The following is a 20,332-nucleotide window of genomic DNA, read 5'->3' as shown; positions in this document are numbered from 1 at the left end:
TCCGGCGGTCCCGCACATGCGTCCCGCCAAGAACTCAGGCTCCCAGTTGCAGGCCGTCCGCCGCCTCCTCCACCACGGCGAGCCCGAGCCTGCTGATCCGCACGGCGAAGGGGGCACCGGCGATGCGCAGCCCGGTGAGGACCAGTTCGCCGAGCGGGGCGCTCCGCACGGGGCGGAGGGTGACCGTGCGGGCGGGGGCGTCGGGGCGGATGCCGGCGAGAGCGGTGAACATCAGGACCACGGCGGCTGCGGCGGTGGCTGCCGGACGGCAGGCCGCGGGGTGCGGGAGCGGCGCGCCGCCGGCGGAGCGCTGTTCGCCGGCGAACATCTCCGGCAGCCGGTGACCGAAGTGTTCCGCCGCATCCAGCAACCCTCTCAGCAGGCCACCGGCCTCCCTCTCGTATCCGGCCGCGGCCAGTCCGGCGACGGCGAGTGCCGTCTCCTGGACCCGCACCGATCCGGTCCGGTGGCCGAAGGGATTGTGTCCGGCCTCCCGGGCGGCGAGACTCCGCAGTCCCCAGCCCGCGTCCATGGCGGGGGTACCCAGCAGCCGGGCGAGCTGTTCGGCGTGCACCTTGTCGAGCAGGCCGGTGGCGAGCCGCCCGGCACCCAGCAGGCCGGCGTCGAGGAGGTGCACCGCGGCGGCGGTCAGGTGGGGCACGGGCCGGCCGTCCGGGGCGAGGGCCGCCGCCGGACGTCCACCCCCACGGTCCTCGATCCAGAAGTCGGTCCGAAAAGCGGTCCGCAGGGTCTCGGCCCACTGCCGTAGATCCGTGGCGCCCGGTCTGTCGTAGGCGTCGAGGAGGTCGGCGCCGAGCAGGGCCGCGCGATGCGCATGGGCCTGGGTCTCGCAGCGGGCCGGACCCGCCGGGTGCGGGTCGGGCAGATAGGTGCCGTCGCCGACGGTGGACCGCAGCCAGGCCAGGCAGCGTTCCGCCGCGGGAAGCAGTTCCTTCGTCTCCTGCTCGGGCAGTCCCCAGCGACGGGCCTCGGCGAGCAGCACGGGGAAGAGCAGGGTGGCCTCCGTCCCCGTGCAGCTCGGCGGGAGGTGCGGGCCGGCGTCGCGGCGAGGGCCCGGGATCATCCCGGCCCGCGGGCCCGGCCCGGGTAGCTGGGTGCGGGCCAGGGCTCGTAGCGTGCCTGCCGCGAGCCGGGTGCCGAGGGGCAGGGCCATGCGGGCGGCGGCGAGCGCCTCGGCCGGAGCCATGCCGCAGCGCCAGGGGGTGCCGGCCGCGAGGTAGGTGTCGGAGGGGTGGGCGGGGTCGCGCAGGAGCAGCGCCTGGAGGTCGCCGACAGCCGCGTGCAGCAGAGCGGCCACCCGGGGGTCGTCTCCTGCCGCCCGCGCGGGGGCGAAAGGGCTGGTGGCTGCGTGGCCGGCGGCCCGCAACGGCCCGGCGCCCCCGGGTCTGACCCGCAGTTCCACGGCTGCCGTCCCGCCCGCTGCCAGTTCCAGGTCCCAGCGCAGCAGCCCGGCGGACGCCAGGGCGTCGGAGGGCGGGGGGCCGGCGGTGACACACGCGGCTGCGCCGGCCGTGGCCCAGCGCAGCCCCGAGTCATGGACACTCGCCGGGAGTTCGGGGCCGGCCGTACCGGAGACGATGGCACCCAGCTCCGCCAGGTCGGTGCCGAGTGCGATCTCGACGGGCAGGCGGAGCGGACGCGGCGCTGCGCTGCGCAGGGTGATCCGTTCGGTGCCGTCGGCGTGGCGTGTCCGCTCGACGACGACGTCGGGGTCGGGCCCCGCCGCCGGGGAAGCGCGCAGCGTCCCCACGAAGCGGGCGCTGTCGGCTCCGGTCATCCGGGCGTGCACCGGCTGCGGTTCACGCCCGGCCACGCGGACCTGGCACCTCGACAGCAGGCGTCGGCCACCTCGGTAGAAGCCGTCCAGTCCCGTGCCCGTCAGCTGTCCCTGGGCACCGGAGATGGCGAGGCCGGGCAGGGCCACGCAGATCAGCGCGTCGTGCGTGGCCGGCAGCTCGGGCGCCGGGCGATTGCCCGGGACCGGTCGCGCGGGCGACGGTCCCGGGCGCCCGGACGGTGGGGCTGCGCGGGGTCGGCCGGGCCGGTCCGGGACGGCGGGCGGTGGGCCGCCGTGAACGACCGCGGCGGGCGAACGGGCGTCGCGGAACGGCGGCAGGGGCCGGTCGGTGGCCCCCGGTGCGACGCGGCCGGCGCCGCCCGTCGGGTACGGCTCGCGCCTGCCCGGGGGCGGATGTCCGCCGGCGACGGAGGGCGGAGTCGGCTGCTGGTGCATGGGGTGGGCTCTTCTGCTCTCGGTGCGCCTCGGACGTGCTGGGTGGCCGATGGATCGCCCCTGGGGACAGGGAGGGTGCGGCGGTACGGCCGGTCCAGGCGTTCCGCCACTCAGGTGAACGGAGAGAGACTCGCTCGGGTCACGGCTCGTCCCGGCGAAGCCGACCGGATGGCGGCGTGACCGGTGGGTCGCGGCGGGGGGCAGGGTGCCTGACCGGTCGAGCCGGAAGACAGGCGGGGCGGCCCTGGGGTGGTCCCTCCAAGGGGAGCGGCGCAGGGGCGTGAGCCGACCCGACAGCCACCGGCCGGCCCGACGGGTCAGGTCGGTCAGGCGCATCACCGGAGGTCGCACGCTGCTCCTCGTAAGGGCCGGCCTTTCTGCGCCCGCGGCTCCGGCGGCGCTCATCCGTCGCCCCCGGGGCGAGGGAGGCCGCTCTCCGCCGGAGCCACGCTCGTCGCGGCGTCACCCGCGTCCGCCGTCCGGGCGCGCCTTCCGCTCGGGCCACGGGTGCCGTGCCGGTCGGAATCGTCAGCGGACGACCCCGGACGGGAGTCGGCGGGCCGGCGCCTGCCACCCCTGCCCCGTGCCGCGTTGCGGCTGTCGTCGCCCGCCGCGGCTCGCGCGCGGCGACGTCGTCGCCTGGCCGTCCCCGCGCCGGGCTCTGCCCCCTCGTCCCCTTCCGCAGTTTCGCCCGTTCCAGGACCGAGAGCCGGGGTCTGCGGGGACCCGGCGCGAGCGGTGTGCGGCGCTCGCCGGGCCCGCCGCGCCAGGTCTTCCGCATCCACGGCAGCCGTCGCCGGCGCCGTGTCCGCCTCGTGCTCGGCGTCGGCCGCTCGCTCGCGCTCGGCGTCGGTCGCCGGCTCCGTGGCCGCCGCGCCCTCCGCTCGCTCTGCGTCCGCCATGACCTCCGCGTCCGCCGTGTCCGCCGTGTCGGCCGGAGTCCGTCCCGCGCCTTCCGCCCGCAGGCAGCGGCGGATCGATTCGGGGTCGAGTCCTTCGTTGCAGGCCTGGTGGAGCAGGCGGGCGAAGAGGTAGTCGGGATCGGCGCCCAGCGCCATGGCCAGTGCCTCCCTCGCCTCCAGCTCGTCGCCCGTCGACCAGGCGACCCAGCCGGTGAGGGTCAGCGGCGCAGCGGCGTGCTCGCCGTAGGGGCCGACGCAACGGCGGGCCAGGGCGCGCCAGAGCCGGAGGGCCGGGCCTGCCACGTCACCTTCCATCCAGGCGGCGGCGCGGTCGCGCGTCGTACGGTCCTGCAGCCCGAGGATCAGCGTCGCTGCCTCGTCGTCCCCGAGGAGATCGTCGTCGCGTACGTCCGCCGGATGCGTGCCGGAGACGGGTGCGGCCGCGGCGAAGCGGCGGATGATCCGCTCGGCCAGGTCCAGGGTCTCGTCGGCCACCTCCTGCCGGGCCTTCGCGTCGAGGATGCGGGGCACCAGGGTCATGCCGGCCGCGTCCAGGGCGATCTCCTGTCCGAGTGCCGCGCTGGTCTCCCAGGGTTGCAGCCTGGCGCGCAGCTCCCTGAGCGTGCCGCGCACCTGGATGCCGGCGTAGGTGGCGGCGGCGGCCAGCACGGAGGTGCCGGGGAGGCCCATGGGCGAGCCTTCCTCCGGGCAGCAGCCCTCGGTCGGGCAGCAGTACGACCAGAAGCGGCCGTCGGAGATGCACAGTGCCTCGATGACCGGCACGTCGAGGTTGCCGCACTCGATGCGCATCACCTGGGCCAGCCCTTCCAGCCGTCGTTTGACGTCCCGGCCGCACTCCCCCGGGCCGGGTTCCTGGCAGACGTAGGCCACCATCCGCTCGGGCCGGGCGCCGCGCCGCTCGCTGCCGGTGACCAGTCCGCGGGCCAGCTGCCGTGCCGCGGCCTCCCAGTCCTCCTCGCTCGCGGGGATGCCGAGCCGGGCCCGGCCACCGAACCTGCCGCGGCCACCGCGGTCGTGGAGGGCGACCAGCACCATGCTGTCCTCTGGGCGGTAGCCGAGCAGGTAGGGCAGGGCGTCGGCCAGCTCGGCGGGGGTGCGCAGGGTGACCTGTGTGGTGTGTTCGGCCGGTGCGGTCGAGGACTCCGGGTTCGAGACGTCGCCGTGTTCGAAGGGTCCGGTGGTTTCGCTGTGATTCGTCATGCGCCGACAATCTCGCGGATCTCGAGATTCCGGTTGCGCCTGTGGATAAGTCGAATCAGGGACACGACAAAGCCGTCGGTTGTCCACAGCCGCGGCCCGCGACCGCCCGCTTGTCAGTCCCGTCCTGTTGTATGGAACGCATGGAGCACACGAGCAACGCGGATCTCCGGGCACAGGCCGACGTCGTCCTCGCCCGGCTCGTCGGGGATGCCACGAGCACGGCCCGGCTACGCGAGGACCAGTGGCGGGCGATCGAGGCGCTGGTGGCCGACCGGCGCCGGGCCCTGGTCGTGCAGCGCACCGGCTGGGGCAAGTCCGCGGTGTACTTCGTGGCGACCTCGCTGCTGCGGTCCGGAGGAAGCGGGCCCACGGTGATCGTCTCGCCACTCCTCGCGCTGATGCGCAACCAGGTGGAGGCCGCCGCCCGGGCCGGCATCCGTGCCCGCACCATCAACTCGGCCAACACCGAGGAGTGGGAGACGGTCCAGGCGGAGATCGCGGCGGGCGACGTCGACGTGTTGCTCGTCTCGCCGGAGCGGCTGAACAACCCGGACTTCCGCGATCAGGTGCTGCCCAAACTGTCGGCTGCCACCGGCCTGCTGGTCGTGGACGAGGCTCACTGCATCTCCGACTGGGGGCACGACTTCCGCCCCGACTACCGCCGGCTGCGCACCATGCTCGGCGACCTTCCGCCCGGAGTCCCCGTGCTGGCCACGACCGCCACGGCCAACGCGCGGGTGACCGCGGACGTCGCCGAGCAGCTGGGCACGGGCGGCGCATCGGACGCGCTGGTGCTGCGCGGGCCGCTGGACCGGGAGAGTCTTAGCCTCGGCGTGCTGCAGCTGCCGGACGCGGCGCACCGGATGGCCTGGCTGGCCGACCATCTCGACGACCTGCCGGGCTCCGGCATCGTCTACACGCTCACCGTCGCCGCGGCCGAGGAGGTCACCGCCTTCCTGCGGCAGCGCGGGCATGCCGTCGCCTCGTACACGGGCAAGACGGAGAACGCCGATCGGCAGCAGGCCGAGGACGACCTGCTCGCCAACCGTGTAAAGGCCCTGATCGCGACCTCCGCTCTCGGCATGGGTTTCGACAAGCCCGATCTCGGCTTCGTGGTCCATCTCGGTTCCCCCTCCTCCCCCATCGCCTACTACCAGCAGGTCGGCCGGGCCGGCCGCGGGGTGGAGCACGCGGAGGTCCTGCTGTTGCCGGGCAAGGAGGACGAGGCGATCTGGCAGTACTTCGCATCGCTGGCCTTTCCCTCCGAGGACCTGGTCCGGCGCACGCTGGACGTCCTCGCCCGGGCCGGCAAACCCCTCTCGCTGCCGGCTCTGGAACCCCTGGTCGAGCTGCGCCGCTCACGCCTGGAGACCATGCTCAAGGTGCTCGACGTCGACGGAGCGGTACGTCGTGTCAAAGGCGGCTGGACCGCGACCGGACAGCCATGGACGTACGACACCGAGCGGTACGACTGGGTGGCCAGGCAGCGTACGGCCGAGCAGCAGGCGATGCGCGAGTACGCCGCCACCACCGAGTGCCGGATGGAGTTCCTGCAGCGCCAGCTGGACGACGAGGGTGCCAAGCCCTGTGGCCGCTGTGACAACTGCGCCGGCCCCCGCTTCACCGCCGACATGTCGACGACGGCGCTGGACGCCGCGCGCAGCGACCTGGGCCGGGCCGGGGTGGAGGTGGAGCCCCGTCGTATGTGGCCGACCGGTCTCCCGGCCATCGGTATCGATCTCCGCGGGCGCATCCCGGCCGGTGAGCAGGCCTCGCCGGGGCGGGCCCTGGGACGTCTCTCGGACATCGGCTGGGGCAACCGGCTCCGTCCGCTGCTCGCGCCCGGGACGCCGGACGAGGCCGTGCCGGACGACGTGGCGCGAGCCGTGGTCGGTGTACTGGCCGACTGGGCGAGAGGTCCCGGTGGCTGGGCGTCCGGCGCGGCGGACGCCATGCCCCGGCCGGTGGGCGTGGTCACCGTCGCCTCGCGCAGCCGTCCCCGGCTGATCGATTCCCTGGGCGCCCGGATCGCGGAAGTCGGCAGACTTCCCCTGCTCGGCTCCGTGGAATACACCGGGGAGGTGCCGCGGCTGTCGCGCAGCAACAGCGCTCAGCGGCTGAAAGCCCTGGACGGGGCATTGACGGTGCCGCCCGCGCTTGCGTCGGCACTCGCCGAGGCGCATGGTCCCGTTCTGCTGGTCGACGACTTCACGGAGACGGGCTGGACTCTGGCGGTAGCGGCACGCCTGCTCAGAAAGTCGGGGGCGCAGGCGGTGTTGCCGCTGGTCCTCGCCGTCCAGGGCTGATCCGGCAGCCGCCGCCGGCAACCACGCGGGCCGCGCCCGGAGGTCCGGGCGTCAACCGTCGAACCTCTGGGTAAGGATATAAGCCACGCACCACCAGATAACAGTCGGTGGCCCCAATTGCTCGTTGCCGCATCCAAGTTCGACAGGAAGAATTGAGGTCCGCTCCCCGCACGGTTCGTCCGTGATCCGGTTGGGCTCCGCTGCGGTGCGCGCTCCCCCGAATCCGACCTCGCCCGCAGTGTGGGCGCGTAGCCGAAGGGAGGAACGTGACCTTCGGATTCGCCTCGTCCTCGGCGGCCTCGTTGTCGACTTCCGCGTCCGCCGCTTCCGCCAGCCGCCTGCTCGAGCCGGCCGAGTGGGCCGCCGCCGGAATCCCGTTGCTGCGCAACCCGCGTGAGGTCGTCAGCGGGCTGCACGCACGCCATCACCCGCAGCCGTCCACGGCGATCGTGGCGGTGCTCGATGCGGACGAGCGGCTGCGGGCCAGCGCATCGTTCACACGCCGCCCGGCCCCGGCCGACGGCTGGATGTTCCGCAACGCGCTGCTCGCCCAGCTGCGCCGGGTGATTCCGCACGACCTGCGCCGCCGCACCCCTGTACGCACGGCGGTGCTGCTCTACTGCCGTGAGGGCGAAGCCCGTTGGACGGAAGAGGACGGGGCGTGGATGTGGGGGCTGCGCGACGCCTGCACCCTGCATGGGCTGCGCTGCGGCGCGTACATCACGCTGACACACGAAGGCTGGCAGGTGCTCGGTGAGGGACGGGGCGGACGCCGCCCCAACGCCCACTCGGCACCGGAGCCCTTCGACACGTCGGAGGCCCCGCCGCTCGTGCCCCGCACCGGAGGACCCGTCTCCGAGGTCCTGCGCCGCGCAGCGGCCCGCTGAAGGGCTGGGCGCAACCAGCAGTACGCGGCTCGGTCCCACCGGCACAGCGGAAACGGGTCTGTCCCACCGGCGCGGCGGACGCGGCTCGGTCCCGCCGACACCCGGAAGACACGGCTCGGTCCCGCCGATACGGCAGCCTGCGCCGGCACCACACCCGGGCCGGGCCCGCCCGACGGCCTCCGATGTCCCGAAGGTTTCCGGTACTCCTGCGGGCCCGGAGGGCGACCAGGCCGGCCGCCCGGAGAGCGGCAGAGACGCCACCCGTCGTCCGGGCACGCCAAAAGCCGCACCGTACGGATTCCGCCGGAGCGGCTCCCTCGGCACCTCGGTGGCCCGAGGTGCCGGACGTGGCTCAGACGCCGGCGCCCAGCACCGAGTTGATCTGCTGCGGGTCGCCGCAGACGATCAGCAGTGCACCGGCCCGGGAGTGGGCCAGCGGGAGGACGGTGGCAGCGGCGGAGGCAGGCCCTCCGTTGACAGCCACGACGACCACCGGGCGGGACGCGGCACGGGAGGCGATGGCGGCGTCCGTGTAGAAGACGTCGTCACCGGCATCGTGCTGCGCCCAGTAGGACGCTTCGCCGAAGGACAACTCGTGTTCGGCCCACGGATGCTGGTCACCCGTGGTGATCACGAGCACGTCGCCGGGGGCGCGGCCCGACTCCAGGAGCAGGTCCACCGCCTCGTCGGCGGCGTCCAGCGCACCCTCGACGGAAGCCGGGAGCAGCTGGATCTGCGGGTTCGCCGTTGCGGCGGGAGCGGCCGGGGCGGACGGGCCCGGCTTGGCCGGAGCCACGTCACGCGACGTGCGCTGCACCGGCGCCGTGGGCCGCGGAGGGCCGGGACGACCGGGGCGGGGGCCGGGTACGGGGCGAGGGGTCGGCGCGGTACGGCCGCTGGCCGGAGTGACGCGGGGACCCTGGGCACTCTCGTGAATCTGAGGCTCCTCGGGAATGAGAGGCATGAGCTGATATTTATCAAACGTTGGTGCGGTGCGGGTGACCGGGTGGCACATCAGTGCGATCGGAACCGTCAGAAATCGAAGCCGAGCTGACCCTCGATTTCCGGAACGCCTCCGTCCGCCCAGCTGCGGACCTTCTTGAGGTGCCGCCACTGAGGCAACGCATCAAGATACGCCCACGACAGACGGTGGTGCGGAGTGGGCCCCCGCTCCTCCAGTGCGGCCTTGTGCACGGGGGACGGATACCCGGCGTTGTCCGCGAATCCGAAGTCTGCATGGTCGCTACCCAGTTCGGCCATCATTTTGTCGCGCTGAACCTTGGCGATCACCGACGCCGCCGCGACGGCCACGCACGACCGATCACCCTTGATCACCGTGCGCACCTTCCACGGGGCACCGAGATAGTCGTGCTTGCCGTCGAGGATGACGGCGTCGGGACGGACCGGCAGAGCGTCCAGGGCACGGACCGCGGCGAGCCGTAGTGCAGCCGTCATCCCCAGGTCGTCGATCTCCTCGGGGGAAGCATGCCCCAGCGCGTAGGCCGTCACCCACGTCTGCAGAACCACGGCGAGTTCTGTACGCCGCCTGATGGTCAGCAGCTTGGAGTCGGTCAGCCCCTCGGGCGGCCGTCGGAGTCCGGTGATCGCCGCGCAGACGGTGACGGGACCGGCCCAGGCGCCGCGCCCCACCTCATCGACACCGGCAATGATCTTCGCTCCGGTCGTTGCGCGAAGGGAGCGCTCGACGGTGTGAGTAGGCGGTTCGTACGGCATGGCGCCCTTAGCGTACGCCGTCGGGATCGCCGGGCGACACCCCGGTCACCCGACCGCAACCAAGATCACCCACGGGCGGATCAGGCCCCGTACGGGCGCAGCAGCGGGAGCATCAGCTGGTCGACCATCTCTTCGAGGTCCCGCTCGTTCCATTCGCTTGCGCACATTTTCGAGCGGTACATCATCATGGCCGGAACGGCGTCGAAGACATACCCGTTGGCCGCGTCCGCCCGCACTTCCCCTCGCTCTATGCCTCGGGTGATGACCTCCCGAAGCAGCTCGATCGTGGGCTCGACCACATTGCCGACGATCACACTCTCGAAGCGCTCTGCCTGCATGTGGTCGCATTCGTGAATCACCGAGCGCAGTGCGACGCCGGGCCGCGAGTACATGATCTGCCGCACCAGCCGGCACAGGGTGAGCAGGTCCTCGCGCACACTGCCGAGGTCCGGGGCCTTCTCCAGCCGAGGGAGCCCGGACACCAGCGCGTCCGCGACGAGGTCCTCCTTGCAGGGCCAGCGACGGTAGACCGCGGCCTTGCCGGTCTGGGCGCCTGCCGCCACACCCTCCATGGTCAGACCCTTCCAGCCGACCGTGCTCAGCTGCTCGAGAGCGGCGTCCAGGATCGCGCGCTCCAGCACCGCACCGCGCCGACGAGAGGAAGCCGTCCGAGCGGTGGCGGCCGTCCAGCGCGAGGTAACCATCTCTGTTTCTCCAGCGTACAAAGGGAAGCGGGGATTCCGGGGTGGAGCGAACCGCGCTGCAGCAAACAGGGGGACGCAGGGCGCGGCACGCAATTAAGTGAACGCTTGCGTTCACTGTTCGAGACTCACTACCGTGGACGCGACAGTGAACGCGAGCGTTCACTAACGCCTTTATGGGGGACCCATAGTGACGACCTCTCAGTTGCTCCAGGACGATCGGAAACCGGGCGTGGCCCGCCGGGCGGGGCATCCCGGCATCGCACTCACCGTCATCGCGGCCTGCCAACTCATGGTGGTACTCGACGCGACGATTGTGAACATCGCGCTCCCGCACATTCAAGACGCCCTCAAGTTCAGCACGACCGACCTCACTTGGGTGGTCAGCGCCTACACGCTCACCTTCGGCGGCCTGCTGCTGCTCGGCGCACGGGCCGGCGACATCCTCGGCCGCCGCCGGGTGTTCATCGCCGGCATCCTGCTGTTCACCTTCGCCTCGCTGCTCGGCGGCCTGGCCCAGGAACCCTGGCAGCTGCTGGCCGCGAGGGCCCTGCAGGGCGTGGGCGGCGCGATCGCATCGCCCACGTCGCTGGCGTTGATCACGACGACGTTCCCCGAGGGACCCGAACGCAACCGGGCTTTCGGCGTGTTCGCCGCCGTGTCCGCGGGTGGCGGTGCCATCGGCCTGCTCGCGGGTGGCATGCTCACCGACTGGCTCGACTGGCGATGGGTGCTGTTCGTCAACGTGCCCATCGGTGTGCTGATCGCAGCGCTCGCGCCGCTGTACATCAACGAGTCCGAGCGGCACCCCGGACGGTTCGACCTCACCGGCGCCCTGACGTCCACGGCGGGCATGGCCACGCTGGTGTACGGCTTCATACGCGCCGCGGAGGAAGGCTGGCGGGACAGCCTCACCCTCGGCTCGTTCGGCGCGGCCGTGGTGCTGCTGTTCGCCTTCGTCTTCACCGAGCTGCGGGCCAAGGAACCGATCACCCCGCTCAAGATGTTCACGGACCGCAATCGCTGGGGCACGTACGTGATCATGCTGAGCCTGGCCGCGGCGATGTTCGGCATGTTCTTCTACATCGTGCTGTTCGTGCAGAACGTGCTCGGCTACAGCGCGATCAAGGCCGGTCTCGCCTTCCTTCCGGTGACCGTCGCGATCGCGGTGGCCGCGGGCCTGTCCCAGGCCTTGCTGCCGAAGTTCGGCCCCAAGCCGTTCATGGTCGTCGGCTCGGCACTCGTGGTGGTCGGCTTGGTGTGGCAGACCTTCATCCGGCCCGACAGCACCTATGTCAGCGGGGTGCTTGGCCCCATGCTCGTGTTCGGTTTCGGCATGGGCCTGAACTTCGTGACGGCCACGGTCACCGCCGTCTCCGGCGTCGCCCAGCACGAGGCGGGCGCGGCTTCCGGACTGCTCAACGCGATGCAGCAGGTCGGTGGTTCGCTCGGTCTGTCCATCCTGACGACCGTCTTCGGTACGGCCAGCACGGACGAGACGAAGAAGCAGCTGCCGAAGTTCCTCGCGAACGCCTCGCCTGAGCAGCAGGCGCAGTTCACCAAGACGCACCAGTTGCCCGCTCCCTGGGGCCACGAGGTGCTCGCCCACGGCATCTCCACCGCGTTCGTCCCGGCTGCCGCGATGGCCGGGCTCGCATTCGTCACCGCATGGCTGGTGATCAAGGTCCGCAAGAGCGATCTCGAGTCCCTCGCAGGAACGGCCGGTCCAGGAATTCTCTGACCGAGTCCCGGCCGCGCGGAGCCGCGGCCGGCCGGACCGCTGCCGGGGGACGGGCAGCACAAGCGGCGGTCCGGCCGGCCGCACCACGGCGACCCGCGTTCGCGCCACGGCCGGGGAGAAGGCGGGAACCAACCCCGGCACCGGCACCAGCACCAGCACCAGCACCAGCACCAGCACCAGCACCAGCACCAGCACCAGCACGGCTGACCAGACAGACGCCACCGCACACCCCTCCCACCCCGATTCGCCCGATACCTTCGCCGCTCCGCCCCCGCACCGGAAGCGCGGGGGGCGAGCAGACACGGGAAGAACGAGCCGCGGTCACAGAGAGTTCCCTCCGGATACGGAGGGTTTCCATCGGATGCGAAGGGATTCCGGCCGCTCCGTCACCCAGCTGACCCGTCACAGCGGGACGGGGCAGCCGTCAGAGCCCGGTGGGCACCCAGTCCGGCAGGGCCTCGGTGCGCTGGACCCATTCGGTGGGCGGCGTCCCCGCCTTGCCTGCGGCCAGCACGCCACCCATGATCGCGCAGGTGGTGTCGACGTCTCCGCCCACCTGGGCCGTCGTCCAGAACGCCCGCTCGTAGTCCCCGAGGGAGCGAGCGGCCGACCAGAGGGCGAAGGGGACGGTGTCGTGCGCGCTCGTGCGGCGCCCGCAGCCCAGGACGGCCGCGACGGTGGCCGCGTCGCCGTAGTCGAGCATGTCCCGGGCACGACGGAGTCCCTGGCCGACCGCGCTCTTCGGCACGAGCGCGATGACGCCGTCGAGGAGCGCCTCGGGGCTGGGCGAGCCGTCCGGCGAGCCGGCCAGTGCCGCCGCCGCGGCCACGGCCATGGCTCCGACCACGGCCTCCCGGTGCTGGTGCGTGGGGTAGGCCGAGATCTCGGCCTGGTGGGTCGCCTGCTCGGGATCGTCCGCGTACCAGGCGCCCAGGGGCGCGATGCGCATCGCCGCGCCGTTGCCCCAGGACCCTCTTCCGTTGAAGAGTTCGGCGGCCAGTTCGCGCCAGTCGTCGCCTTCCCGCACCAGGCGCAGCAGGCGGTTGACCGCGGGGCCGTAGCCGCGGTCGAAGTCGTGGTGCTCGGCGAAGGAGCGGGCGAGCGCGTCCTGGTCGATGCGGTCGTGAGCGGCGAGGACGGCCACGACGGAGCAGGCCATCTCGGTGTCGTCCGTCCACTGCCAGGGGCCTGCGGGCAGCTCGCGGCGTTTCAGCAGGGGATAGTTCACCGGAACGAAGAACTGGGAGCCCAGCGCGTCCCCGACGGACAGGCCGCGCAGGCTGGCCAGGGCGCGCTCCAGGCGCCCGAGGGAGGAGGAGTCAGCGGTCATCGCTCTGCCACTCTATCCGTTGACCCAGTGCGGGACCGGTTCCCGCCACCGTTCGAAGGGCCGGTCCAGTGTGTACTTGCCGTCCTCCCCCAGAACGAGCATCCGCATCTCGGCGTTCCCGGGGTTGGACAGCGACTCGAATTCCGCGACCGTCCAGTGGAACCAGCGCATGCAGAACAGCCGCATCGCGAGTCCGTGGGTCACCAGGAGCACGTTCGGGGGGTGCTCGGGGTCCTCGAAGCTGCGGAACAGGCTCTCCAGGAAGCCGCCGACCCGGTCGTACACGTCGGCGCCGGACTCTCCCTGCGGGAACCTGAAGAAGAAGTGACCGTACGCGTCGCGATAGGCCTTCTGCAGGCGCACGTCGTCGCGGTCCTGCCAGTTGCCCCAGTCCTGCTCGCGCAGTCGGGGTTCCTCCCGGACGCGTATGAGGCCGGGGTCGAGGTGGAAGGCACGGAGTGTGTCGAGCGTACGTCGGTACGGGGAGACGTACACGCTCACGCGTTCCCTGCCGAAGACCTCCCGGAGCTGTTTCCCTGTCTCCTCCGCCTGCCGCAGACCGCGCTCGGTCAGTGCCAGAGCGTGGTCGGGTTCGCGTTCGTACACGGAGTCGTCGATGTTGCCCGTCGACTCGCCGTGCCGGACAAGGACGATGCGCCGTGGTCGTGCCATGCCAAAACCCTAGATCGAACGGCGCAAAGTAGAGCACTCGAACGGGCCCCATACGGCGTAGGTCACATGGATTCCCCGTCCCGGGCTGATCCGGCCCGCTCCGTACGGCGACTCGAGGGAGTGCATCTGATTTCCGAACTCACCATCTCCTGTCAGACGGTCCAGGACGGCTCCAGCTCCACGATGTCGCCGGAGAGCGCCGCGACGTCCGCCTCGGTCTGAGCGCGCAGCGCCAGGCGTTCCACACGCTCGGTGCGGTATTTGCCGTGCTCCGCGGCCGACCGCCACATCGACATGATCAGGAACTCCCGCTCGGGCGCCTCGGCGAACATGCCGCGGATCATGCCGGGCGAACCCGCCATCGCGGGGTTCCAGACCTTCTCCTGCATGAGCGTGAAGTGCTCGACGCGTTCCTCGTGGATCCGGCACAGGGCCACCCGGACCAGGTCGGCGTCGGTGAAGCGCGGTTCGAAGCCCGTCTTCACATCGAAGCGGTACTCGAACAGCTTGGCCTGGGCGTTCCTGAATGTTCCGGACTGGGCGGCGGCCAGGCGGTCATGGGAGCGGGCCATGAAGGAGTCGTAGAAGGCACGGCTCTCCCAGAAGGCGAACGTGTGCGCCACGCCCTGCCGCTGCCGGCTCCAGCCCCCGCCCTGTCCCCGAAAACCCGGCTCCCCCAGAAGCCCCGCCCATTTTCGCTGCCCCCGCTCGAAGCCCCGGCGGTCCACCACGGTGCAGCGAATCCACTTGACCAGCACCGCGCCATCGTACGGCCACCGAGCGTGGCGCCGGTCACGCTCGGGCGGAGATCGTCCGCGCGCACGACCCCGCGCACGTGGCACGATGGGCAAGGAGCCCCTGCTGCACGGGAGTTGGGGACGAGGAAGCCACAAGGGGGAAGGGGAAGCCTGGTGACCGGCTTCAGCAAGGGAATTCGCAAGGTGGAGGTCGCCCTCAAGTGGGATCCCAGTCCGGCCGGTCGGCCACCGACCGACCTCGACATCGTCGCCGCGACGTTCGTGTCCGGTGACGCGTACGGGACGCCGGCCTATCTGGTGCACTTCGACAGCCGCTCGCCGGACGGCACGATCTACCTCAACCGTGACAGCACGGACGGGAAGGGCTTCGGCTGGGACGAGATCATGACGCTCGAACTCGACCGGCTCGACGGCCGGTACGCGCGCGTGGTGGTGGGTGTCGTCATCCAGCAGCGGACCGGGGACAAGCGATTCGGGGAGGTGCTGAATCCGGCCGTGCGCATCCGCGAGGGCTACACCGTGCTCGCCGAGGACGACTTCGGCACGGTCCCCGGGGCGACGGCCGCCACGATCGCCGAGTTCGCGAGGGACGACTCCGGCAACTGGTCCATCCGCCCCGGGGTGCACGGCTTCGACGAGGACCCGGCCACCTACACCCGGGTCATGGGCCGGGCACACCAGCCCTGACGACGTTGCTCCGGTGAAGCAGGGGGCGGCGGCCAGGGCCGTCGCCCCTCGGTGGTCCGGAACGCCGAGGGCGGTGGACCCGTATGACCAGGTCCACCGCCCTCACAGGTGCATCACACCTGTCCGGCACTCACCGTCAGCTGCAGCCGCTGGTCGAGCCGCAGCCCTCGCAGATGTAGCAGGAACCGGCCCGCTGCATCTTCGTACCGCAGGAGAAGCACAGCGGGGCATCGGCCTGGATGCCCAACTGCATCTCCACCAGCTCGGCGCTGGTGTGCGCCTGCTGCGGGGCGGGCTTGGCCGCCTCGGACTCGGCCTTCGGCGTGACGACCGCCTTCAGCTCCTGGGCGCGCGGGGCCGACTGGGCCAGGCCCTCGACGTCGACCTCGTCCTCGGCCGGCTCGTAGGAGCCGGTCTCCAGGTGCCGCTGGCGCTCCTCGGCGGAGTGGATGCCGAGCGCGGAGCGGGTCTCGAAGGGCAGGAAGTCCAGCGCCAGGCGACGGAAGATGTAGTCGACGATCGACTGGGCCATCCGCACGTCCGGGTCGTCCGTCATACCGGCCGGCTCGAAGCGCATGTTGGTGAACTTGGAGACGTACGTCTCCAGGGGCACGCCGTACTGCAGGCCGACCGAGACGGCGATGGAGAAGGCGTCCATCATGCCCGCCAGGGTCGAACCCTGCTTGGACATCTTCAGGAAGACCTCGCCGAGACCGTCGTCGGGGTAGGAGTTGGCGGTCATGTAGCCCTCGGCACCGCCGACCGTGAAGGACGTGGTGATGCCGGGACGGCCCTTGGGGAGGCGCTTGCGGACCGGGCGGTACTCGACGACCTTCTCGACCTTGGTCTCGACGGCCGCGGGCTGCTCGGCCTTCTTCTCCTCGGCGTCCTTCTTCTTGGCCGACAGCGGCTGGCCGACCTTGCAGTTGTCGCGGTAGATCGCGAGCGCCTTGACGCCGAGCTTCCAGGCCTCGAAGTAGATCTCCTCGACCTCCTCGACGGTCGCCGTCTCCGGCATGTTGACCGTCTTGGAGATGGCGCCGGAGATCCACGGCTGGATCGCGGCCATCATGCGGACGTGGCCCATCGGGGAGATGGCGCGCTCGCCCATGGCGCAGTCGAACACCTCGTAGTGCTCGTGCTTCAGACCGGGGGCGTCGATCACGTTGCCGTGCTCGGCGATGTGGGCGACGATCGCCTCGATCTGCTCCTCCTGGTAGCCCAGGCGGCGCAGGGCCTGCGGGACGGTGCCGTTGACGATCTGCATCGAGCCGCCGCCGACGAGCTTCTTGAACTTCACCAGGGCGAGGTCGGGCTCGACACCGGTGGTGTCGCAGGACATCGCCAGACCGATGGTGCCGGTCGGGGCGAGCACGGACGCCTGGGAGTTACGGAAACCGTTCTTCTCGCCGAGACGCAGGACGTCCTGCCAGGCCTCCGTGGCGGCGGCCCACACCGGGGTGTCCAGGTCGTCCATGCGGACGGCCGTACCGTTGGCGTCGGCGTGCTGCTTCATGACGCGCTTGTGGGCGTCGGCGTTGCGGGCGTAGCCGTCGTAGGTGCCGACGACCTCGGCCAGCTCGGCGGAGCGGCGGTAGGCCGTACCCGTCATGAGGGAGGTGATGGCGCCGGCCAGGGCGCGGCCGCCGTCTGAGTCGTAGGCGTGGCCGGTGGCCATCAGCAGGGCGCCGAGGTTGGCGTAGCCGATGCCCAGCTGGCGGAACGCGCGCGTGTTCTCGCCGATCTTCTGGGTCGGGAAGTCCGCGAAGCAGATCGAGATGTCCATCGCGGTGATGACCAGCTCGACGACCTTCTGGAAGCGCTCGGTCTCGAAGGACTGCTTGCCCTTGCCGTCGTCCTTCAGGAACTTCATCAGGTTCAGCGAGGCCAGGTTGCAGGACGTGTTGTCCAGGTGCATGTACTCGCTGCACGGGTTCGACGCGGTGATCCGGCCGGACTCGGGGCAGGTGTGCCAGTTGTTGATGGTGTCGTCGTACTGGATGCCCGGATCGGCGCAGGCCCAGGCGGCCTCCGCGATCTTGCGGAAGAGCGACTTGGCGTCGACCTCTTCGATGACCTCACCGGTCATGCGGGCGCGCAGGCCGAACTTGCCGCTGTTCTGCACCGCGTTCATGAACTCGTCGTTCACGCGGACCGAGTTGTTGGCGTTCTGGTACTGGACGGACGTGATGTCGTCGCCGCCCAGGTCCATGTCGAAGCCCGCGTCACGCAGGACGCGGATCTTCTCCTCCTCGCTGACCTTCGTCTGGATGAAGTCCTCGATGTCGGGGTGGTCGACGTCGAGCACGACCATCTTGGCGGCGCGGCGGGTGGCACCACCGGACTTGATGGTGCCGGCGGAGGCGTCGGCGCCGCGCATGAAGGAGACGGGGCCGGAGGCGTTGCCACCGGAGGACAGCAGCTCCTTGGAGGAGCGGATACGGGAGAGGTTCAGGCCGGCGCCGGAGCCGCCCTTGAAGATCATGCCCTCTTCCTTGTACCAGTCGAGGATCGACTCCATGGAGTCGTCGACGGACAGGATGAAGCAGGCGGAGACCTGCTGGGGCTGCGGGGTACCGACGTTGAACCAGACGGGGCTGTTGAAGCTGAAGATCTGGTGCAGGAGGGCGTACGCCAGCTCGTGCTCGAAGATCTCGGCGTCGGCGGGCGAGGCGAAGTACTTGTAGTCCTCACCGGCCTTCCGGTACGTCTTCACGATGCGGTCGATCAGCTGCTTGAGGCTGACCTCGCGCTGCGGGGTGCCGACAGCACCTCGGAAGTACTTGCTGGTGACGATGTTGACCGCGTTCACCGACCAGAAGTCGGGGAACTCGACGCCACGCTGCTCGAAGTTGACCGAGCCGTCGCGCCAGTTGGTCATGACGACGTCACGGCGCTCCCACGCGACCTCGTCGTACGGGTGTACGCCGGGGGTGGTGTGGATGCGCTCGATACGCAGCCCCTTGGTGGCCTTGGCGCCCTTGGCTCGGGAACCTCGTGCCGGACCGCTCGCCGTCTCTGTCATGCCGCCTCCCTGTGGGCAAAACGCCCTGAAGTGCCCCGATGTTCCCAGGGGCACATGTTCTGTCTTGCGTCGCGGGCACCCTCAGCTGCCACCCGCAACAGGTCTTCGTCCGCCGCCTACCGGCCGGAATCGGGGTCTCCGCCCGGTTCCGGCCCGCCGGTCAGTCGGCGGCGTGGACGGGCTCCGGGACCTGCGTGGTCCCTCCGGGCCCGCGATCGTCTTCCTGGCTCCCCGCCGCCGCGTCTCCGTCGTCCACGGCGGGGCCTCTCGTCGCTTCCCTCAGCTCCGCGATGGCGGCCTCGAAGTCCTCGAGCGAATCGAACGCCCGGTAGACGGAGGCGAACCGCAGATAAGCGACGAGGTCGAGTTCCTGCAACGGGCCGAGTATGGCCAGGCCCACGTCGTGGGTGGTCAGCTCGGCGCTTCCGGTCGCGCGCACCGCCTCCTCGACCCGCTGGCCGAGCTGGGCGAGTGCGTCCTCGGTGACAGGCCGCCCCTGGCACGCCTTGCGCACGCCGTTGATGACCTTGGTACGGCTGAAAGGCTCCGTGACTCCGGACCGCTTGACCACCATCAGCGCGCACGTCTCCACGGTCGTGAAACGACGGGAGCAGTCGGGGCACTGGCGGCGCCTGCGGATCGACGTGCCGTCGTCGGTCGTACGACTGTCGACCACGCGGCTGTCGGGGTGCCTGCAGAAGGGGCAGTGCATGATCTCCAACCCTCCTCACAGCAGACTCAACAGCCTCGCAGGACCCGTGGGCCCCGCGAAGCAGCCCTAAGCATAGGCGATCGCCGAGCCATCCCCGACCCGGGGGACCACAACTTGTGGGCTGCTGTAGCCATCCAACCACTAGATGTGGGGATTGGCTCATACACCGAGGCAGATACGCGTGTCGCGGCGAGGGGGCACGCGGCGGGCACTGCCGGCGACCAGCGCAGACACGCGCACGCGGGGCCGTACCTCTATGGCGCATGCGGCGATAGCGTGGGCACCGCGGGGAGGGCGCGTGCCACTCCCGCACAGAAGGGCCCCGAATCCCGGACCGAGAGGTTCCGGATGGCAGACTGGGCACACGACCCACAAGGTCGGCAACCCCGGCGGTGAAGAGTACAACAATGGGCACTTTTGCCCGCCCGGTGTCGCGTGCGCCATACACCCGGACACACGATCACGTCAGGTGAAACGCACTTTTTCACTCGAACGTGTGTTTGGCGCAACCTTTCGAAAGCAACTACCGTTGTCCAGCAGGGAGACCATCGAGAGGGGCCGACGTGACCACCACCGCAGACAGTGCCACCATCACCGCCCAGGACCGCTCCCAGGGCCGAGTCGAGCCGGTACACGCGATGAACGAAGCCACGAATCCCGAGGGGCACAAGCGCTCCCTGCCGGGCCGACCTCCAGGCATCCGGGCGGACAGCTCGGGACTCACCGACCGGCAGCGCCGGGTGATCGAGGTCATCAGGGACTCTGTACAGCGGCGCGGCTACCCGCCGTCGATGCGGGAGATCGGCCAGGCCGTCGGCCTTTCGAGCACGTCCTCGGTCGCCCACCAGCTCATGGCACTGGAGCGCAAGGGCTTCCTGCGCCGTGACCCGCACCGTCCGCGCGCATACGAGGTCCGCGGGTCCGACCAGGCGGTGACCGTGCAGCCCACGGACACCGCAGGCAAGCCCGCCGCGTCGTACGTCCCGCTGGTCGGCCGTATCGCCGCCGGTGGTCCGATCCTCGCGGAGGAGTCCGTCGAGGACGTCTTCCCCCTCCCCCGCCAGCTCGTCGGTGACGGCGAACTGTTCGTCCTCAAGGTCGTCGGCGACTCGATGATCGAAGCTGCGATCTGCGACGGAGACTGGGTAACCGTCCGTCGCCAGCCGGTCGCCGAGAACGGCGACATCGTGGCCGCCATGCTCGACGGCGAAGCCACCGTCAAGCGCTTCAAGCGGGAGGACGGCCACGTCTGGCTCCTCCCCCACAACGCCGCCTACGAGCCGATCCCAGGCGACGACGCGACCATCCTGGGCAAGGTCGTCGCCGTGCTGCGCCGCGTGTGACGGCTGCGGCGGGCGGGCGCACCGCTCGCCCCCCTGACCGGGCCCCGGAACCCCTGCGC

The 20,332-nt window shown here is 71.0% G+C and carries 15 protein-coding genes; 5 read left to right on the top strand and 10 right to left on the bottom strand.

Going from position 1 to position 20,332, the window contains the following annotated elements; translation table 11 throughout:
- Positions 1-34: 34 nt before the first annotated feature.
- Both JK359_RS24795 and JK359_RS24790 read right to left on the bottom strand, forming a co-directional pair.
- A complete protein-coding gene (locus JK359_RS24795) occupies positions 35-1,945 on the bottom strand; it encodes a glycogen debranching N-terminal domain-containing protein (protein ID WP_307788265.1) in 1,911 nt (636 codons plus the stop codon).
- Between the two features lie 710 nt (positions 1,946-2,655).
- Positions 2,656-4,377, bottom strand: coding sequence for a DUF4192 domain-containing protein (locus JK359_RS24790; RefSeq protein WP_201839797.1), 1,722 nt, complete (start codon positions 4,375-4,377; stop codon positions 2,656-2,658).
- Between the two features lie 140 nt (positions 4,378-4,517).
- Here JK359_RS24790 and JK359_RS24785 point away from each other — a divergent pair, with 140 nt between their 5' ends.
- Positions 4,518-6,683: a RecQ family ATP-dependent DNA helicase gene (locus tag JK359_RS24785; RefSeq protein ID WP_201839794.1), complete on the top strand. Its 2,166-nt coding sequence runs from the start codon at positions 4,518-4,520 to the stop codon at positions 6,681-6,683.
- Between the two features lie 266 nt (positions 6,684-6,949).
- Complete coding sequence (locus JK359_RS24780; protein WP_201839791.1) at positions 6,950-7,570, top strand: hypothetical protein; 621 nt, start codon at positions 6,950-6,952, stop codon at positions 7,568-7,570.
- Between the two features lie 352 nt (positions 7,571-7,922).
- On the opposite strand, the gene JK359_RS24775 is transcribed toward JK359_RS24780, so the two are convergent.
- From JK359_RS24775 to JK359_RS24765, 3 genes are all read right to left on the bottom strand, one after another.
- On the bottom strand, positions 7,923-8,534 hold the full coding sequence (locus JK359_RS24775; RefSeq protein ID WP_201839788.1) for a hypothetical protein: 612 nt from the start codon (positions 8,532-8,534) through the stop codon (positions 7,923-7,925).
- Between the two features lie 68 nt (positions 8,535-8,602).
- Positions 8,603-9,304, bottom strand: a complete 702-nt coding sequence (rnhB, locus tag JK359_RS24770) for a ribonuclease HII (protein ID WP_201839784.1) — start codon at positions 9,302-9,304, stop codon at positions 8,603-8,605.
- A gap of 80 nt (positions 9,305-9,384) precedes the next feature.
- Complete coding sequence (locus JK359_RS24765) at positions 9,385-10,008, bottom strand: TetR/AcrR family transcriptional regulator (protein ID WP_201839781.1); 624 nt, start codon at positions 10,006-10,008, stop codon at positions 9,385-9,387.
- 187 nt (positions 10,009-10,195) lie between these two features.
- Between JK359_RS24765 and JK359_RS24760 the strand changes: the two genes are divergently transcribed.
- Complete coding sequence (locus JK359_RS24760; RefSeq protein ID WP_201839778.1) at positions 10,196-11,746, top strand: MFS transporter; 1,551 nt, start codon at positions 10,196-10,198, stop codon at positions 11,744-11,746.
- 424 nt (positions 11,747-12,170) lie between these two features.
- Here the strand turns inward: JK359_RS24760 and JK359_RS24755 are convergent, their stop codons facing one another.
- From JK359_RS24755 to JK359_RS24745, 3 genes are all read right to left on the bottom strand, one after another.
- Positions 12,171-13,076 (bottom strand): ADP-ribosylglycohydrolase family protein, encoded by a 906-nt coding sequence (locus tag JK359_RS24755; protein WP_201839775.1) that lies wholly within the window; start codon positions 13,074-13,076, stop codon positions 12,171-12,173.
- A 12-nt stretch (positions 13,077-13,088) separates the two neighbouring features.
- Positions 13,089-13,748, bottom strand: coding sequence for a histidine phosphatase family protein (locus JK359_RS24750; RefSeq protein ID WP_201839773.1), 660 nt, complete (start codon positions 13,746-13,748; stop codon positions 13,089-13,091).
- A gap of 152 nt (positions 13,749-13,900) precedes the next feature.
- The gene (locus tag JK359_RS24745; protein ID WP_201839770.1) at positions 13,901-14,506 is read right to left on the bottom strand and encodes a YdbC family protein; all 606 of its coding nucleotides are present in this window, start codon (positions 14,504-14,506) and stop codon (positions 13,901-13,903) included.
- Between the two features lie 153 nt (positions 14,507-14,659).
- Here JK359_RS24745 and JK359_RS24740 point away from each other — a divergent pair, with 153 nt between their 5' ends.
- Positions 14,660-15,193 carry a TerD family protein gene (locus tag JK359_RS24740; RefSeq protein WP_201839768.1) on the top strand — a complete coding sequence of 178 codons (534 nt, stop codon included), beginning with the start codon at positions 14,660-14,662 and terminating at the stop codon, positions 15,191-15,193.
- Positions 15,194-15,329: 136 nt separating this feature from the next.
- Here JK359_RS24740 and JK359_RS24735 read toward each other — a convergent pair whose 3' ends face one another.
- Both JK359_RS24735 and nrdR read right to left on the bottom strand, forming a co-directional pair.
- The gene (locus JK359_RS24735; RefSeq protein WP_201839765.1) at positions 15,330-18,218 is read right to left on the bottom strand and encodes a vitamin B12-dependent ribonucleotide reductase; all 2,889 of its coding nucleotides are present in this window, start codon (positions 18,216-18,218) and stop codon (positions 15,330-15,332) included.
- A gap of 160 nt (positions 18,219-18,378) precedes the next feature.
- A complete protein-coding gene (nrdR, locus tag JK359_RS24730; RefSeq protein ID WP_201839762.1) occupies positions 18,379-18,930 on the bottom strand; it encodes a transcriptional regulator NrdR in 552 nt (183 codons plus the stop codon).
- A 563-nt stretch (positions 18,931-19,493) separates the two neighbouring features.
- On the opposite strand from nrdR, the gene lexA reads away from it, so the two are divergent.
- Positions 19,494-20,273, top strand: a complete 780-nt coding sequence (gene lexA, locus JK359_RS24725; protein ID WP_030750750.1) for a transcriptional repressor LexA — start codon at positions 19,494-19,496, stop codon at positions 20,271-20,273.
- Positions 20,274-20,332: the final 59 nt, after the last annotated feature.

The organism is Streptomyces actinomycinicus, from assembly GCF_016741775.1.
Lineage (GTDB): Bacteria > Actinomycetota > Actinomycetes > Streptomycetales > Streptomycetaceae > Streptomyces > Streptomyces actinomycinicus.
The sequence above is the reverse complement of the archived record's forward strand: the minus strand, read 5'-3'. Positions and strand labels throughout refer to the sequence as shown.

Coding starts and splice junctions, on each gene's coding strand:
- JK359_RS24790 (WP_201839797.1), bottom strand. CDS start 4,377: ATGACGAATCACAGCGAAACCACCGGACCCTTCGAACACGGCGACGTC.
- JK359_RS24785 (WP_201839794.1), top strand. CDS start 4,518: ATGGAGCACACGAGCAACGCGGATCTCCGGGCACAGGCCGACGTCGTC.
- JK359_RS24775 (WP_201839788.1), bottom strand. CDS start 8,534: ATGCCTCTCATTCCCGAGGAGCCTCAGATTCACGAGAGTGCCCAGGGT.
- rnhB (WP_201839784.1), bottom strand. CDS start 9,304: ATGCCGTACGAACCGCCTACTCACACCGTCGAGCGCTCCCTTCGCGCA.
- JK359_RS24765 (WP_201839781.1), bottom strand. CDS start 10,008: ATGGTTACCTCGCGCTGGACGGCCGCCACCGCTCGGACGGCTTCCTCT.
- JK359_RS24755 (WP_201839775.1), bottom strand. CDS start 13,076: ATGACCGCTGACTCCTCCTCCCTCGGGCGCCTGGAGCGCGCCCTGGCC.
- JK359_RS24750 (WP_201839773.1), bottom strand. CDS start 13,748: ATGGCACGACCACGGCGCATCGTCCTTGTCCGGCACGGCGAGTCGACG.
- JK359_RS24735 (WP_201839765.1), bottom strand. CDS start 18,218: ATGACAGAGACGGCGAGCGGTCCGGCACGAGGTTCCCGAGCCAAGGGC.
- nrdR (WP_201839762.1), bottom strand. CDS start 18,930: ATGCACTGCCCCTTCTGCAGGCACCCCGACAGCCGCGTGGTCGACAGT.